Genomic DNA, 15,102 nt, shown 5'->3' with positions numbered 1-15,102 from the left:
CTCAACTCCACTGCTGGGTACCGGCCGCCCCGTGCTGCGGGCGGTCGGCGGGTCGGGCCGGTCCGGGGCCGCGCGGGGCGGCCGGACCGGCGGTCGGGTCGGTTCGGGCAGGCTCGGGCGCGGGGTCGAGCGACCGCTACAGCTCGCTCCACCCCTGGTCGGGGTAGCGGTGGACCGGCGCCGAGATGTCGTCGAGCGCACCGCGGATCTCCTCCGGAAGCGTAAGCGCCTCCACCGACAGCGCCGCCTGCAGTTGTCCCACCGTGCGGGCCCCGACCAGCGCGCTCGCCACCCCGGGGCGGTCCCGGACCCAGGCCAGCGCGACCGCCAGCGGGCTGCTGGCGAGTCCGTCCGCGGCGGTGGCGACGGCGTCCACGACCCGCCGGGCGCGCTCCCCGAGGTACGGCTGGACGAACCCGGACAGGTACGGCGAGGCCCCGCGCGAGTCCTGCGGGAGGCCGTGCCGGTACTTGCCGGTGAGCACGCCGCGGCCGAGCGGGGAGGCGGCGAGCAGCCCGACCCCGGCGTCCCGCGCGGCGGGCAGGGCCTCCCGTTCGAGGCCGCGCTGGAGCAGCGAGTACTCCAACTGCGCCCCGGCCAGCGGCACCCGGCCGTGGTGGGCGTGCTGCCAGGTGGCGGCCTTGGCCAGCTGCCAGCCGCTGAAGTCGCAGACCCCGACGTAGCGGGCGCGGCCGGAGGAGACGGCGATGTCGAGGGCGCTGAGGGTCTCCTCGACCGGGGTGGCCGGGTCGAAGGCGTGCACCTGCCAGAGGTCGACGTAGTCGGTGCCGAGCCGGCGCAGCGAGGCGTCGAGCGCGGCGAGCAGGTGGCCGCGCGAGCCGTCGAAGCGGCGGCCGGAGGAGGGGACGCTGCCCGCCTTGGTGGCGATGACCAGGTCGGAGCGGGGGACGAGGCTGTCGGTGAGCCGGGAGAGCAGGTACTCGGCGTCGCCGTCGGAGTAGACGTCGGCGGTGTCGACGAGGTTGCCGCCGGCGTCGACGAACTCCTTGAGCTGGTCGGCGGCCTCCTGTTCGCCGGTGTCGCGGCCCCAGGTCATGGTGCCGAGACCGAGCCGGGAGACCTGCAGCCCGGTGCGGCCGAGGTGACGCATTTCCATCGGACGTGCCCTCTCACTGGCCGAAGGTGCGGTGGCGGCGCGGCGGAACCGGGTGGCACCGCCGCCGCACCGCCGGGACGACGGGGGACGAACGCGCAGGTGGGGGGAGGCGGCCCCCACGTCGGCTGAGCGTAGCGGCCGGTGCCCGGGCAGGTGTGCAGACCCGCAGGACGATCACCGCCCGCCGCACCGCTCCGGGCGGGCCCGGCGCGCGGCCGAAATATGACCCGGCGCACTCCTACCGGCCAGTAGCATGGCCGCCGGACGCGCCGCTACCCTCACGACACAACCGAACTGGAAGGCAGTGCCCATGCGACTCGGCATCAACCTCGGCTACTGGGGACTCGGCATGGACGCCGACAACATCGCCGTCGCCCAGGAGGCCGACCGGCTCGGCTACTCGGTCTGCTGGGCCGCCGAGGCCTACGGCTCGGACGCGGCCACCGTGCTGTCCTTCGTCGCCGCGCGGACCGAGCGGATCGACGTGGGCTCGGCGATCTTCCAGATCCCGGCCCGCACCCCCGCGATGACCGCGATGACCGCCGCCACCCTGGACACCCTCTCCGGCGGCCGCTTCCGGCTCGGCCTGGGCGTCTCCGGCCCGCAGGTCTCCGAGGGCTGGTACGGCGTGAAGTTCGACAAGCCGCTGGCCCGCACCCGCGAGTACGTGGAGATCATCCGCAAGGCGATGTCCCGCGAGCGGCTGGTGCACGAGGGCGCCCACTGGACGCTGCCGCTGCCCGGCGGCCCCGGCAAGCCGATCAAGCTCACCGTGCACCCGGTGCGCGAGCACATCCCGCTGTACATCGCCGCGATCGGCCCGAAGAACCTGGAGCAGACCGGCGAGATCGCCGACGGCTGGCTCGGCATCTTCTTCGACCCCGAGCACGCCGCGCTCTCCCTCGACCCGCTGAAGGCCGGCCGCGTCAAGGCCGGTGCCGAGGCCGGCCGGGAGCTGGAGGGCTTCGACGTCTGCCCGACCGTCGCCATCGCGGTCGGCGAGGACATCAAGGCGGGCGTCGACTCGCAGCGCTCGTACACCGCGCTCTACATCGGCGGCATGGGCAGCAAGGAGAAGAACTTCTACAACCAGCTCGCCCGGCGGATGGGCTACGAGCAGGCCGCCGACGAGGTCCAGGAGCGCTACCTGGCCCGGGACTACGCGGGCGCGGCCGCCGCCGTCCCGCACGAGCTCATCGACGCCACCTCGCTGATCGGCGACACCGCCCGGATCGCCGACCGGATGCAGGCCTACGCCGACGCGGGCGTCACCACGCTCACCCTGGCCCCGGCCGGCTTCACGCTCGACGAGCGGATCACCGCGCTGCGCACCGGCGTCGAGGCGCTGGAGCGCGCCGGCCTGGCCTGACCGCCCGCCCCGTGCGGCCCCTCCCGTGCAGGAGGGGCCGCACCGGACGGGGCCGCGCCAGGGCTACAGCCAGCCGTGCCGCTTGAACACCCGGTGCAGCAGCACGCAGACCACCGCCATCAGCCCGAGCGCCGCCGGGTAGCCCCAGGGCTGGTGCAGCTCGGGCATGTGGTCGAAGTTCATCCCGTACACGCCGGCGATCATCGTCGGCACGGCCGCCAGCGCCGCCCAGGCGGAGATCTTCCGCATGTCGTTGTTCTGCTGCACGCTGACCTGCGCCAGGTTCGCGGCGAGGATGTCGGAGAGCAGCCGGTCCATGGCCTCCACCTGGTCGTTGGCGCGGGCCAGGTGGTCGGCGACGTCCCGCAGGTACGGCAGCGCCTCGGCGCGGACGTACGGCACTCCGCCGCGCTCCAGCCGCAGCATCGGGTCGACCAGCGGGCCGGTGGCCCGGCGGACGGTCACCAGCTGCCGCTTGTAGCCGTAGATCCGGCTCGCGACGTCCCGGCCCACCCGGCCGGGGGCGAACACGTCGGCCTCCAGTTCGTCGAGGTCCGCCTGGAGCCCGACGGCGACGTCCACGTAGCCGTCCACCACGGTGTCGCAGACCGAGTGCAGCACGGCGCTCGGGCCGTACTTGAGCACCTCCGGCTGCTGCTCCAACTCGGCGCGCAGCTCGCCGAGCGGGCTGTCGGCGCCGTGCCGGACGGTCATCACGAAGTCCTCGCCGACGAAGAGCATCACCTCGCCGCTGGTCACCGCGTGGCCGCCGGGGTGGTAGCCGAGCGTCTTGAGCGCGACGAACAGCGAGTCCTGGTACGCCTCGACCTTGGGGCGCTGGTGGGCGCCGACCGCGTCCTCGACCGCGAGCGGGTGCAGCCCGAACTCGGCGGCGACCTGGTCGAGTTCCTCGGCGCTGGGCTCGAACAGGCCTATCCAGACGAAGCCGCCGCGCCCCGCCTTCCGCGCGGCGGCGAGGGTCCCGGTGGGACCCTCGGGCGTCGCGACCGGTCGGCCGTCGCGGTAGATGGCGCAATGCACGATCATGCGGGCCATTCTCACCCCTGGGGCCGGTCCGGAACACCCACCCCGACAGCGGTTCGCCCCGGCGCACCCCGCACGCGCGCCCCGCTCACCACGCCCGCCGCGGCGCTCCGACCAAGATCCCGGAGGCCGCCCGCGACGCCCCGGGAGGCCGTAGGGTGGCCCCATGCCCACCCTCCTGCTCGTCCGCCACGGCCGCTCGACCGCGAACACCGCCGGAATCCTGGCCGGTTGGACGCCCGGGGTGGAGCTCGACGACACCGGGCGCGCGCAGGCCGCCGCGCTCGCCGGCCGGCTCGCCCCCGTCCCGCTGGTCCAGGCGGTCAGCAGCCCGCTGGAGCGCTGCCGGCAGACCCTGGAGCCGCTGCTCGCCGCCCGCCCCGAACTGGCCGGCCCCGCGCGCGGCGGCACGGCACCGGGCGAGCCCGCGCTGGACGAGCGGCTCGGCGAGTGCCACTACGGCGAGTGGACCGGCCGGCCGCTGGCCGAGCTGGCCAAGGAACCGCTCTGGCGCACCGTCCAGGACCACGCGGCCGCCGCCGCCTTCCCCGGCGGTGAGTCGCTGCGCGAGCTGAGCCACCGCACGGTGGGCGCGGTCCGCGAGTGGAACGAGAAGATCGCCGCCGAGCACGGCGAGGACGCGGTCTGGATCGCCTGCTCGCACGGCGACGTGATCAAGGCGGTGGTGGCCGACGCGCTCGGCCTGCACCTCGACCACTTCCAGCGGATCAACGTCGATCCCTGCTCGGTCACCGCGATCCGCTACACCGCGCGCCGCCCGTTCGTCCTGCGGATGGGAGACACCGGCGACCTCGCCTCGCTCGCCCCGAGGCCCGCCGGCGGGCCCGGCCGGGGCGGCGCGAACGGGGACGCCGTGGTCGGCGGCTCCACCGGCACGGCCTGAGCCGCCCGCCTCCGGCCTCTCCGGCCTCGGCTCCCCTGCCCGGCCCGGGAGGTCGTAGGGTGACCAGTGGGGTACCGGCGCACCCGGCCGCGTACCTCGGACCACCCGAGCCCCACCCCGAGCCCGACCCCGAACCCGAACCCAGCGACGTCCCCGACGTCCACGACGATCGAAACGATCCGGAGCGAGAGCGTGCCCCGTCAGGTCTACTTCTACGACCAGCCCGAACGGTTCGTGGCCGGTACCGTCGGCCAGCCCGGCGCCCGGGCGTTCTACCTGCAGGCCAGCGCCCGGGGGCGGATCACCAGCGTGCTGCTGGAGAAGAGCCAGGTCGCCGCGCTCGCGGAGCGGATCGAGGAGGTCCTCGACGAGGCCCTGCGCCGCAGCGGCGACGCCACCATCCCGGCCGGCGCCCCGCAGGACCTGCTGGACACCGCGCCGCTGGACCTGCCGCTGGAGCAGGAGTTCCGGGTCGGCACGATGGCGCTGGCCTGGGACAGCGTGGACAGCTGCCTGGTCGTCGAGGCGCAGGCGCTGATCGAGGACGAGGAGGGCGAGGAGGAGGGCGCCGCCGTCTTCGAGGACGACGAGAACGGCCCCGACATGCTCCGGGTGCGGCTGTCCGGCGCGATGGCCCGGGTGTTCGCCAAGCGCGCGCTGGACCTCGTCGCGGCCGGCCGCCGGCCCTGCCCGTTCTGCAACCTCCCGCTCGACCCGGAGGGCCACCTGTGCCCGCGCGCGAACGGGTACCGGCGCTGAACACGCAGCCCGCCCGGCCGGCCGACGAGCTCGGGCCGCCGCGCTCCGACCCCGCCGAGGCCGCCGCCCTGGCCGCCGACCCGGACACCGCGCTGCGGCTGCTGCGCGAGGGCGCGCTGACCGTGCACGGCCGGCTCACCGACGCCTCCAACGCCGCGCTCTACTGCACCGTCAGCGCGGACGGCCTCGCCGCGCAGGCTGTCTACAAGCCGGTGGCCGGCGAGCGCCCGCTCTGGGACTTCCCGGACGGCACCCTGGCCGGCCGCGAGGTCGCCGCGTACGAGCTGTCCGCCGCCACCGGTTGGGGGCTGGTCCCGCCCACCGTGCTGCGCGGGGGCCCGCACGGGCCGGGCATGGTGCAGCTGTGGGTGGAGCCCGATCCGGACGCCGCCCCGCTGCTCGCGCTCCAGGACCCGAGCGGCCCCGAGGATGGCTGGCTGCCGATCGTCCAGGCCGAGGTCGGGGACGGGCGCACCGCGCTGCTGGTCCACCCCGACGACGCGCGGCTGCGCCGGCTCGCGGTGCTGGACGCCGTCCTCAACAACGCCGACCGCAAGGGCGGCCACCTGATCCCGGCCGCCGACGGCCGGATCTACGGCATCGACCACGGCGTCACGTTCAACACCGAGGGCAAGCTGCGCACCCTGCTCTGGGGCTGGGCCGGGCGGTCGCTGCCCGAGGAGGCGGTGGCGGTGCTGGCCGGACTGGCCGGGCAGTTGGACGGCGCGCTGGGGGAGCGGCTGGCCCCGCACCTGACGGCGGTCGAACTGGACGCGGCCCGGGCCCGGGTGGCCGCGATGCTCGTCACCGGCACCCATCCGCTGCCCGCCGAGGACTGGCCGTCGATCCCCTGGCCGCCGATCTGACGGTCCGCCGATCCGGTGTTCCGGGAGGTCCCGCCCGGCGGGTCAGGACCGGCGGGCCCGGCGTCGGTCGTCGGACACGATCGATCAGGAACCGCTCGGGCCACGCAAGCAAGCGAATCCAGTCGATCTTGCCGACTGGTTAGGCTTTCAAATGTTCTCAAGGTTAAAGTCGATCCCATGCATGCCTGGCCCGCCTCCGAGGTTCCCGCCCTGCCTGGTCAGGGGCTCCCCCTTCGAATCCACGACACCGCGACGGGAGGCATCCGGGAGGTCGTGCCGCAGGACGGCGCCGCCCGGATCTACGTCTGCGGCATCACCCCCTACGACGCGACCCACATGGGCCACGCCGCCACCTACAACGCCTTCGACCTGGTGCAGCGGGTGTGGAGGGACGCCGGCCACGACGTCCTCTACGTACAGAACGTCACCGACGTCGACGACCCGCTGCTCGCGCGCGCGGTCGAGACCGGCCAGGACTGGGTGGCCCTCGCCGAGCGCGAGACCGCGCTGTTCCGCGAGGACATGACCGCGCTGCGGCTGCTCCCGCCGGCCCACTACATCGGCGCCGTCGAGTCGATCCCGTGGATCGTCCCGCTCGTCCAGAAGCTGCTCGCGAGCGGCGCCGCCTACGAGCTGGACGGCGACATCTACTTCTCCGTCGAGTCCGACCCGGCCTTCGGCGAGGTCTCCGGGCTCAGCCGCGAGGCCATGCGCCCGGTCTTCGCCGAGCGCGGCGGCGACCCGGACCGCCCGGGCAAGCGCCACCCGCTGGACGCCCTGCTCTGGCTCTCCGCCCGCCCCGGCGAGCCCGCCTGGGACACCGAGCTCGGCCACGGCCGCCCCGGCTGGCACATCGAGTGCGTCGCGATCGCCCTCCAGTTCCTCGGCATGTCCTTCGACATCCAGGGCGGCGGCAGCGACCTCTCCTTCCCGCACCACGAGATGGGCGCCGCGCACGCCCAGGTCGCCACCGGCACCCACCCGTACGCCAAGGCGTACGTGCACGCCGGCATGGTCGGCCTGGACGGCCACAAGATGTCCAAGTCCCGCGGCAACCTGGTCTTCGTCTCGGCCCTGCGCCGCGAGGGCGTCGACCCGGCGGCGATCCGCCTGGCCCTGCTCTCGCACCACTACCGCGAGGACTGGGAGTGGACCAAGGCCACCCTGGACGAGGCCGTCGAGCGGCTCGCCCGCTGGCGCGCCGCGGTCTCCCGACCGGACGGCCCGGCCGCCGAGCAGCTGCTCGCCGAGGTCCGCGCGGCGCTCGCGAACGACCTGGACGCGCCGGCCGCGCTGGCCGCCGTGGACCGCTGGGCCGCCGCCCAGGAGAGCGACGGGGGCACCGACATCGGCGCGCCCGGCCTGGTCACCCGCACCGTGGACGCGCTGCTCGGCGTCGCGCTGTAGCGCTCCCGCCAGTACCCGCCGAACGCGGGCGCCCGCCGGTACACACCGAACGCGCGCGCAAGCCGGCACAACGCCGAAGGGGCGTCAGGACCACCGGTCCTGACGCCCCTTCGGCGTGTCCGCGCGGAGGCTCACTCCTCCTCGGCGCCGTCCTGGCTCTCCCGGGCGGTCGGCGGCTCGGGCTCGGCCGGCCGCTCCGCGGTGGCGTGCCCGGCGATCGGCTTCTCACCGGTCGGCCCGACGTTCTCCCGGCGCCGCAGGTACCGCTCGAACTCGCGGGCGATCGCGTCGCCCGAGGCCTCCGGCAGCTCCGCGGTGTCCTGCGCCTCCTCCAACTGCTGGACGTACTCGGCGACCTCGCTGTCCTCGGCGGCCAGCTGGTCCACGCCCAGCTGCCAGGCCCGGGCGTCCTCGCCGAGCTCGCCCGGCGGGATGCGCAGGTCCAGCAGGTCCTCCAGCTTGTTGATCAGCGCCAGGGTGGCCTTCGGGTTCGGCGGCTGCGCGACGTAGTGCGGCACCGCCGCCCAGAGCGTCACCGCCGGCACCCCGGCGTGCGTGCACGCCTCCTGGAGCACCCCGACGATGCCGGTCGGCCCCTCGTAGCGGCTCTCCTCCAGCTCCAGCCGGCGGGCCAGCTCCGGGTCGGAGGTGACGCCGCTGACCGGCACCGGGCGGCTGTGCGGGGTGTCGCCGAGCAGCGCGCCCAGGATCACCACCAGCTCGACGCCCAGCTCGTGCGCGAAGCCCAGCAGCTCGTTGCAGAACGAGCGCCAGCGCATGCTCGGCTCGATGCCGCGGATCAGTACGACGTCCCGGGTGGTCGGCTCGGTGACCCGGATCACGGAGAGCCGGGTGGTCGGCCAGGTGATCCGGCGCACACCGCCGTCCAACCACACGGTGGGCCGGTTGACCTGGAAGTCGTAGTACTCCTCCGCGTCGAGCGCGGCGAACACCTTGCCGCCCCAGGTCTCGTCCAGATGCGCCAGAGCGGCCGAGGCGGCGTCACCCGCGTCGTTCCACCCCTCGAAGGCGCAGACCATCACCGGGTCGATCAACTCGGGAACATCTTCCAGCTCGATCACCCAGCGTCTCCCTCCGGTCGGCAGCCGCCGCGCCACCCGGCCGGGAATGCCCGGGCGCCGGCGGCCGGAAGCCGACGGTCGAACCTCTCGTCACCCATGGAACGCCTCGCTCCATGGTCCCTACCTGCCCAGCCTACGGGCTTTGAAGCGCCGTTCCGCCGGGCCACCGGGACAGTCTGGGGGAGGGGACGCCCACGATCCAGCGGTTATCCGCGCCCGCCCGGCCGGGCCCCGCCGCCGTCCGGCCGCGCCCGGGCGGGCGGACGGCGCGATGATGGGGGTGGGGCGGGGCGGCACGGGTGTGAGGAGCCGGCGGATGAGCGGACGGTGGTGGGCGGGTGCCGGGGTGGCACTGGTGGCGGTCGCGGCCGGGCTGACGGCGGCGGCGCTGGCCGCGGGCCGGCGGCTGCCGGTGGAACACGTCAGCGAGGGCGGCCTGGAGCTGGACCGGCCGCCCGGCGAGGTCTGGGACGTGCTGACCGCCGTCGACCTCTTCCCGGCCTGGCGCCCGGGGCTGGCGCACGTCGAGCGGCTGCCCGCGACCGCGACCGGCGGCCTCCGCTGGCGCGAGTACGGCAAGCACGGCCACACCACCTACGAGGTGGTCGAGAGCGCGGCCCCGCACCGCCTGGTGACCGGGATCGCCGACCCGGACCTGCCGTACGGCGGCACCTGGACGTACGTCCTGACCCCGGCGGGCCGGGGCTGCACGCTGACCGTCACCGAGCGCGGCGAGGTGTACCAGCCGCTCTACCGGGCCGTCTCGCACTACGTGACCGGCGAGGGGGCCACCGTCCACCGCTACCTGCGCGCGCTCGCCCACCGGATGGCCGCGGCGTAGCCCCCTACCGGACCCACTCGCGCCGGTAGTCGGCCCAGTTCTCCTCGGTGGCGGCGAAGTCCACGTACAGGCCGACGCCGAAGTTCGGCCGCCGCAGGTCCTGGCGGCCGAGGCCCAGCCGGATGCCCCGGATGCCGGCGGTCACCGTCTCGGCGTGGCCCCAGTGCCCCCACTTGTCCTCCCAGTAGAACGGCAGCCCCATCACGAGGTCGACGTCCGCCGGGGTGGCCTCCAGGGCGAGTTCGGTCTGGTAGGCGTTGTAGGCGCCGTAGAACCCCTCGGTCGGCATGCTGGAGTCGTAGGTCATCACCGCGATCTGGTCGACCCGGCGGGCGGTCGCGGCGAAGTACGCCTGGTCCCACCACTTGCCGTGGTCGGTGAGCGCGATGGCGATGTTGTGCTGGTACGGCAGCGGGTCGATCTGCGGGGCGGCCACCGACAGCGTGGCGCCGCGCCCGGCGGTGACCGGGCGGACCTGGTCGAGCAGGGCGAGCCAGCCCCGGGAGCCGGGCCGGATCGGCTCCATGTCGAAGTGCACGCCGTCGAAGCCGGCGTCCAGGACCTGCCGCGCGGAGGCGGTGACCCGCTCGCGGGTGGCGGCGTCCTCCAGGTCCAGGGCGTCCTTCTCGGGCTTCACCTCGTCGCCGAGCCAGCCCTGCACCCGGACCCCGGGCAGCGCCCGGTGCGCGGCCTCGACGAACCAGCGCGCCCGGGGGTGTACGGCGGGCGGCAGTGAGCCGTCGTGCTCCAGCGGACCGGTGTGCACGTAGAGGTCGTGGATGCCGGTGCCGGCGAGCCGAGCGGCGAGGACGGCGACGTCCGCGTCACCCTTCCGGCCGTCGACCCAGGCGTGACCCAGCCAGAGCGCGTCCCGGCCACGGGTGCGGGCCTCGGGGGAGGGGTCGCCGACGTACTGCAGGCGCAGCGCGAGCGCCGCCGAGCCGATCGGGACGAGCACCACGGAGAGTGCCGTCAGCGCCACGACCAGGCTTTTGCGCCACCGGGACCAGCTCCGCCAGCGGGTCCGCAGCGCGCGCAGCGGGGCGGCCGCGGCGGTTCCGGCCCGGCGCGCGCCGTCTCGTATCGATGTCCGAATCCTGGTCACCCTGTCGTTTCCCCCTCGGTGGCCGAGCGTTCAGGATACGGAATAGGTGGCCTCCTGACGGCGGTGGCCGGATACCCTGGCGAGGTGCGTCCCCGACAGGGGGTCCGCAAAGCCGACAGCCGTCGCACCCAGGGAGAAGCCCCATGGCCATCGCAGCCAGCCCGTCCGTCACCCAGCAGAGCCGCGCGAACGCGCTGCGTGAGGCGCTCGCCACCCGCGTGGTGGTCGCCGACGGAGCGATGGGCACCATGCTCCAGGCGCAGGACCCCACGCTGGAGGACTTCCAGAACCTGGAGGGCTGCAACGAGGTCCTCAACCTGACCCGGCCCGACATCGTCCGCTCCGTCCACGACGCGTACTTCGCGGTGGGCGTGGACTGCGTGGAGACCAACACCTTCGGCGCCAACTTCTCGGCGCTCGGCGAGTACGAGATCGCCGACCGGATCTTCGAGCTCTCCGAGGCCGGCGCCCGGCTGGCCCGCGAGTCCGCCGACGCGCACGCCGCCGCCGACGGCCGGACCCGCTGGGTGCTCGGCTCGATCGGCCCCGGCACCAAGCTGCCGACCCTCGGCCACGCCCCGTACGCGACGCTGCGCGACGGCTTCCGGGAGAACGCGGCCGGCCTGATCGCGGGCGGCGCGGACGCCCTGCTGGTGGAGACCAGCCAGGACCTGCTGCAGACCAAGGCGGCCATCCTGGGCTCCAAGCAGGCGCTGGCCGAGGCGGGCCTGGACCTGCCGGTGCTGGTCCAGGTGACCGTGGAGACCACCGGCACCATGCTGCTCGGCTCGGAGATCGGCGCCGCGCTGACCGCCCTGGAGCCGCTCGGTGTCGACTACATCGGCCTGAACTGCGCCACCGGCCCGGCCGAGATGAGCGAGCACCTGCGCTACCTGGCGAAGAACGCCCGGATCGGCCTCTCCTGCATGCCGAACGCGGGCCTGCCGGTGCTCGGCAAGGACGGCGCGCACTACCCGCTGAGCCCGGCCGAGCTGGCCGACGCGCACGACGTGTTCACCCGCGAGTACGGGCTCTCGCTGGTCGGCGGCTGCTGCGGCACCACCCCCGAGCACCTGCGCCAGGTGGTCGAGCGGGTGCAGGGCCGCCCGGTCGCCGCGCGCGACCCGCGTCCGGAGCCGGCGGCGGCCTCGCTGTACCAGTCGGTGCCGTTCCGCCAGGACACCTCGTACCTGGCGATCGGCGAGCGCACCAACGCCAACGGCTCGAAGAAGTTCCGCGAGTCGATGCTGGCCGGCGACTGGCAGGCCTGTGTGGAGATCGCCCGCGACCAGATCCGCGACGGCTCCCACCTGCTGGACCTCTGCGTGGACTACGTCGGCCGCGACGGCGTCGCCGACATGAAGGAGATCGCCGGCCGGCTGGCCACCGCCTCCACCCTGCCGATCGTGCTGGACTCCACCGAGCCGGACGTGCTGCGCGCCGGCCTGGAGTCGCTCGGCGGGCGCGCCCTGCTGAACTCGGTGAACTACGAGGACGGGGACGGCCCGGACACCCGCTTCGGCCGGATCGCCTCGCTGGCCCGCGAGCACGGCGCCGGCCTGATCGCGCTCACCATCGACGAGGAGGGGCAGGCCCGCACCGCCGGCAAGAAGGTCGAGATCGCAGAGCGGCTGATCGCCCAGCTCACCACCGAGTACGGCATCGACGAGGGCTCGATCCTGGTCGACTGCCTGGCCTTCACCCTGGGCACCGGCCAGGAGGAGTCCCGCCGGGACGGCATCGAGACCATCGAGGCGATCCGCGAGCTCAAGCGCCGCCACCCGGATGTGCAGACCACCCTCGGCCTGTCCAACATCTCCTTCGGCCTCAGCCCGGCCGCCCGTATGGTGATCAACTCGGTCTTCCTGAACGAGTGCGTCGAGGCGGGCCTGGACTCGGCGATCGTGCACGCCTCCAAGATCCTGCCGATGGCGCGGATCCCGGAGGACCAGCGCGCGGTCGCCCTCGACCTCGTGTACGACCGCCGCAGCGAGGGCTACGACCCGCTCCAGAAGCTGCTGCAGCTGTTCGAGGGCGTCTCCTCGACCTCGATGAAGGCCTCCAAGGCGGAGGAGCTGGCGGCGCTGCCGCTGGAGGAGCGCCTGCAGCGCCGGATCATCGACGGCGAGCGCAACGGCCTGGAGGCCGACCTGGACGAGGCGCTGACGGCGCGCCCGGCCCTGGAGATCGTCAACAGCACGCTGCTGGCCGGCATGAAGGTGGTCGGCGAGCTGTTCGGCTCCGGCCAGATGCAGCTGCCGTTCGTGCTCCAGTCCGCCGAGGTCATGAAGACCGCGGTCGCCCACCTGGAGCCGCACATGGAGAAGTCCGACGACGAGGGCAAGGGCACCATCGTGCTGGCCACCGTCAAGGGCGACGTCCACGACATCGGCAAGAACCTGGTCGACATCATCCTGTCCAACAACGGCTACACCGTGGTCAACCTGGGCATCAAGCAGCCGGTCTCGGCGATCCTGGACGCCGCCCAGGAGCACAACGCGGACGTCATCGGGATGTCGGGCCTGCTGGTGAAGTCCACCGTGATCATGAAGGAGAACCTGGAGGAGCTGAACCAGCGCAAGCTGGCGGCCGACTACCCGGTGATCCTCGGCGGCGCCGCGCTGACCCGGGCGTACGTCGAGCAGGACCTGCACGAGATCTACGAGGGCGAGGTCCGCTACGCCCGGGACGCCTTCGAGGGCCTGCGGCTGATGGACGCGCTGATCGCGGTCAAGCGCGGCGTGCCCGGCGCCGCCCTGCCGGAGCTCAAGCAGCGCCGGCACGCCCGGGTGGAGGTCGAGGAGCCGGAGGAGGTCAACCTCGGCCAGATCCGCTCCGACGTGGCGGTGGACAACCGGGTGCCGGCCCCGCCGTTCTGGGGCGACCGGATCGTCAAGGGCGTGCCGTTCGCCGACTACGCGTCCTGGCTGGACGAGGACGCGCTGTTCAAGGGCCAGTGGGGCCTGAAGGCGGCGCGCAGCGGCGAGGGGCCGTCCTACGAGGAGCTGGTGGAGACCGAGGGTCGGCCGCGGCTGCGGATGTGGCTGGACCGGCTGCAGACCGAGGGCTGGCTGGAGGCGGCCGTGGTCTACGGCTACTTCCCGGCCAACTCCAAGGGCGACGACCTGATCGTCTTCCACGAGGACGGCACCGAGCGGACCCGCTTCACCTTCCCGCGCCAGCGGCGCGGGCGCCGGCTCTGCCTGGCGGACTTCTTCCGCCCGGAGGAGTCCGGGGTGCGCGACGTGGTCGGCCTCCAGGTGGTCACCATGGGCAACCGGATCTCCGAGGCGGCCAACGAGCTGTTCGCCGGCAACTCCTACCGCGACTACCTGGAGCTGCACGGCCTGTCCGTCCAACTGGCCGAGGCGCTGGCCGAGTTCTGGCACGCCCGGGTCCGCTGGGAGCTGGGCTTCGGCGAGGAGGACCCGCAGGACGTCCGGGACATGTTCGCGCTCAAGTACCGCGGCGCCCGGTTCTCGCTGGGCTACGGGGCCTGCCCGGAGCTGGAGGACCGCGCCAAGATCGCCGAGCTGCTGAAGCCCGAGCGGATCGGCGTGGTGCTCTCCGAGGAGTTCCAGCTGCACCCGGAGCAGTCCACCGACGCGATCGTGATCCACCACCCGGAGGCGAAGTACTTCAACGCCCGGTAACGCCCGCGTCGCGCAGCGTTCGCCCTTTTCGGCCGACCTGGGCGTATCCTGGATGATCCTGAACGGGCCGGTCCGCTCAAAAGCGGGCCGGCCCGTGCCATCCCCGGGGCCGATCCGGGCACGGACGGAAGGATCCCGCCATGACCACCATCTCCACCGCCACCCTTGCCACCGATCGCGGCGACGACGACCGGGGCCTCCAGGCGGTGCTGCTGGACATGGACGGGACGCTGGTCGACACCGAGGACTACTGGTGGCAGGCGGAGGCCTCGCTCTTCGCCGAGCTGGGCTACCAGCTGACCGCCGAGGACCGCGCCCAGGTGGTCGGCGGCCCGATGAGCCGGGTCATCGACCACCTGCTGAACACCACCGGCGTGGACCTCTCGCCGGCCGACCTGACCGTGCTGATCAACCAGCGCTTCGTCGACCTGCTGGTCGGCGGTGTGCCGCTGATGCCGGGCGCCGAGCGGCTGCTCAACACGCTGGCCGCGCACGGCGTCCCGGCCGCCCTGGTGTCCGCCTCGCACCGGCACATCATCGACATCGTGCTCCGCTCGCTGGGCGCCGAGCACTTCGCCTTCACGGTCGCGGGGGACGAGGTGCCGCGCACCAAGCCGCACCCGGACCCGTACCTGGAGGCGGCCCGCCGGCTGGGCGCAGACCCGGCCCGCTGCGTGGTCGTGGAGGACGCGCCGACCGGCGTGCGGGCCGCCGAGGCGGCCGGCTGCCCGGTGATCGCGGTGCCCTCGGTGGCGCCGATCGAGCCCGCGCCGGGGCGTCTGGTGCTGCCCTCGCTGGAGCAGGTCGACCTGGAGCTGCTGCGGTCGCTGGTCGCCTCGCGCGTGTGATTGTCGTCTCATTGCGCGGTGCCGGGGCCGACCGGTAAGCGGACGGACGGGGCCGGGCCGGGGGAGCGCCCCAGGAGAAAACGGGCATTGCCTGACAAGTCGTACGA

Annotated in this window: 12 protein-coding genes; 8 read left to right on the top strand and 4 right to left on the bottom strand. The window is 73.9% G+C overall.

Annotated elements, in window-relative coordinates; genetic code table 11:
- Positions 1-136: 136 nt before the first annotated feature.
- Positions 137-1,117, bottom strand: a complete 981-nt coding sequence (locus tag ACFP3U_RS07345; protein WP_380224422.1) for an aldo/keto reductase — start codon at positions 1,115-1,117, stop codon at positions 137-139.
- 310 nt (positions 1,118-1,427) lie between these two features.
- Here ACFP3U_RS07345 and ACFP3U_RS07340 point away from each other — a divergent pair, with 310 nt between their 5' ends.
- Positions 1,428-2,486 (top strand): LLM class F420-dependent oxidoreductase, encoded by a 1,059-nt coding sequence (locus tag ACFP3U_RS07340; RefSeq protein ID WP_380224421.1) that lies wholly within the window; start codon positions 1,428-1,430, stop codon positions 2,484-2,486.
- A 63-nt stretch (positions 2,487-2,549) separates the two neighbouring features.
- On the opposite strand, the gene ACFP3U_RS07335 is transcribed toward ACFP3U_RS07340, so the two are convergent.
- Complete coding sequence (locus ACFP3U_RS07335) at positions 2,550-3,542, bottom strand: magnesium and cobalt transport protein CorA (RefSeq protein WP_380224420.1); 993 nt, start codon at positions 3,540-3,542, stop codon at positions 2,550-2,552.
- A gap of 154 nt (positions 3,543-3,696) precedes the next feature.
- Here ACFP3U_RS07335 and ACFP3U_RS07330 point away from each other — a divergent pair, with 154 nt between their 5' ends.
- The 4 genes from ACFP3U_RS07330 to mshC all read left to right on the top strand — a co-directional run bounded on the left by ACFP3U_RS07330 (position 3,697) and on the right by mshC (position 7,466).
- The gene (locus ACFP3U_RS07330; RefSeq protein ID WP_380224419.1) at positions 3,697-4,434 is read left to right on the top strand and encodes a histidine phosphatase family protein; all 738 of its coding nucleotides are present in this window, start codon (positions 3,697-3,699) and stop codon (positions 4,432-4,434) included.
- A 192-nt stretch (positions 4,435-4,626) separates the two neighbouring features.
- A complete protein-coding gene (locus ACFP3U_RS07325; RefSeq protein WP_380224418.1) occupies positions 4,627-5,193 on the top strand; it encodes a DUF3090 domain-containing protein in 567 nt (188 codons plus the stop codon).
- Positions 5,194-5,261: 68 nt separating this feature from the next.
- Complete coding sequence (locus ACFP3U_RS07320) at positions 5,262-6,059, top strand: SCO1664 family protein (RefSeq protein WP_380224544.1); 798 nt, start codon at positions 5,262-5,264, stop codon at positions 6,057-6,059.
- A 177-nt stretch (positions 6,060-6,236) separates the two neighbouring features.
- On the top strand, positions 6,237-7,466 hold the full coding sequence (gene mshC / locus ACFP3U_RS07315) for a cysteine--1-D-myo-inosityl 2-amino-2-deoxy-alpha-D-glucopyranoside ligase (protein ID WP_380224417.1): 1,230 nt from the start codon (positions 6,237-6,239) through the stop codon (positions 7,464-7,466).
- A 131-nt stretch (positions 7,467-7,597) separates the two neighbouring features.
- Here the strand turns inward: mshC and ACFP3U_RS07310 are convergent, their stop codons facing one another.
- Positions 7,598-8,548, bottom strand: coding sequence for a PAC2 family protein (locus tag ACFP3U_RS07310; protein WP_380224416.1), 951 nt, complete (start codon positions 8,546-8,548; stop codon positions 7,598-7,600).
- Positions 8,549-8,864: 316 nt separating this feature from the next.
- Here ACFP3U_RS07310 and ACFP3U_RS07305 point away from each other — a divergent pair, with 316 nt between their 5' ends.
- Positions 8,865-9,389: an SRPBCC family protein gene (locus ACFP3U_RS07305; RefSeq protein WP_380224415.1), complete on the top strand. Its 525-nt coding sequence runs from the start codon at positions 8,865-8,867 to the stop codon at positions 9,387-9,389.
- Positions 9,390-9,393: 4 nt separating this feature from the next.
- On the opposite strand, the gene ACFP3U_RS07300 is transcribed toward ACFP3U_RS07305, so the two are convergent.
- Positions 9,394-10,494, bottom strand: a complete 1,101-nt coding sequence (locus tag ACFP3U_RS07300; protein WP_380224414.1) for a glycoside hydrolase family 18 protein — start codon at positions 10,492-10,494, stop codon at positions 9,394-9,396.
- A gap of 143 nt (positions 10,495-10,637) precedes the next feature.
- Here ACFP3U_RS07300 and metH point away from each other — a divergent pair, with 143 nt between their 5' ends.
- Both metH and ACFP3U_RS07290 read left to right on the top strand, forming a co-directional pair.
- Positions 10,638-14,147, top strand: coding sequence for a methionine synthase (gene metH, locus ACFP3U_RS07295; protein WP_380224413.1), 3,510 nt, complete (start codon positions 10,638-10,640; stop codon positions 14,145-14,147).
- A 140-nt stretch (positions 14,148-14,287) separates the two neighbouring features.
- Complete coding sequence (locus ACFP3U_RS07290; RefSeq protein WP_380224412.1) at positions 14,288-14,995, top strand: HAD family hydrolase; 708 nt, start codon at positions 14,288-14,290, stop codon at positions 14,993-14,995.
- Positions 14,996-15,102: the final 107 nt, after the last annotated feature.

It is taken from the genome of Kitasatospora misakiensis (genome assembly GCF_042656005.1).
Classification (GTDB): domain Bacteria; phylum Actinomycetota; class Actinomycetes; order Streptomycetales; family Streptomycetaceae; genus Kitasatospora; species Kitasatospora misakiensis.
This window is presented reverse-complemented; position numbering and strand designations above follow the sequence as displayed.

Coding starts and splice junctions, on each gene's coding strand:
- ACFP3U_RS07345 (WP_380224422.1), bottom strand. CDS start 1,117: ATGGAAATGCGTCACCTCGGCCGCACCGGGCTGCAGGTCTCCCGGCTC.
- ACFP3U_RS07340 (WP_380224421.1), top strand. CDS start 1,428: ATGCGACTCGGCATCAACCTCGGCTACTGGGGACTCGGCATGGACGCC.
- ACFP3U_RS07335 (WP_380224420.1), bottom strand. CDS start 3,542: ATGGCCCGCATGATCGTGCATTGCGCCATCTACCGCGACGGCCGACCG.
- ACFP3U_RS07330 (WP_380224419.1), top strand. CDS start 3,697: ATGCCCACCCTCCTGCTCGTCCGCCACGGCCGCTCGACCGCGAACACC.
- mshC (WP_380224417.1), top strand. CDS start 6,237: ATGCATGCCTGGCCCGCCTCCGAGGTTCCCGCCCTGCCTGGTCAGGGG.
- ACFP3U_RS07305 (WP_380224415.1), top strand. CDS start 8,865: ATGAGCGGACGGTGGTGGGCGGGTGCCGGGGTGGCACTGGTGGCGGTC.
- metH (WP_380224413.1), top strand. CDS start 10,638: ATGGCCATCGCAGCCAGCCCGTCCGTCACCCAGCAGAGCCGCGCGAAC.
- ACFP3U_RS07290 (WP_380224412.1), top strand. CDS start 14,288: ATGACCACCATCTCCACCGCCACCCTTGCCACCGATCGCGGCGACGAC.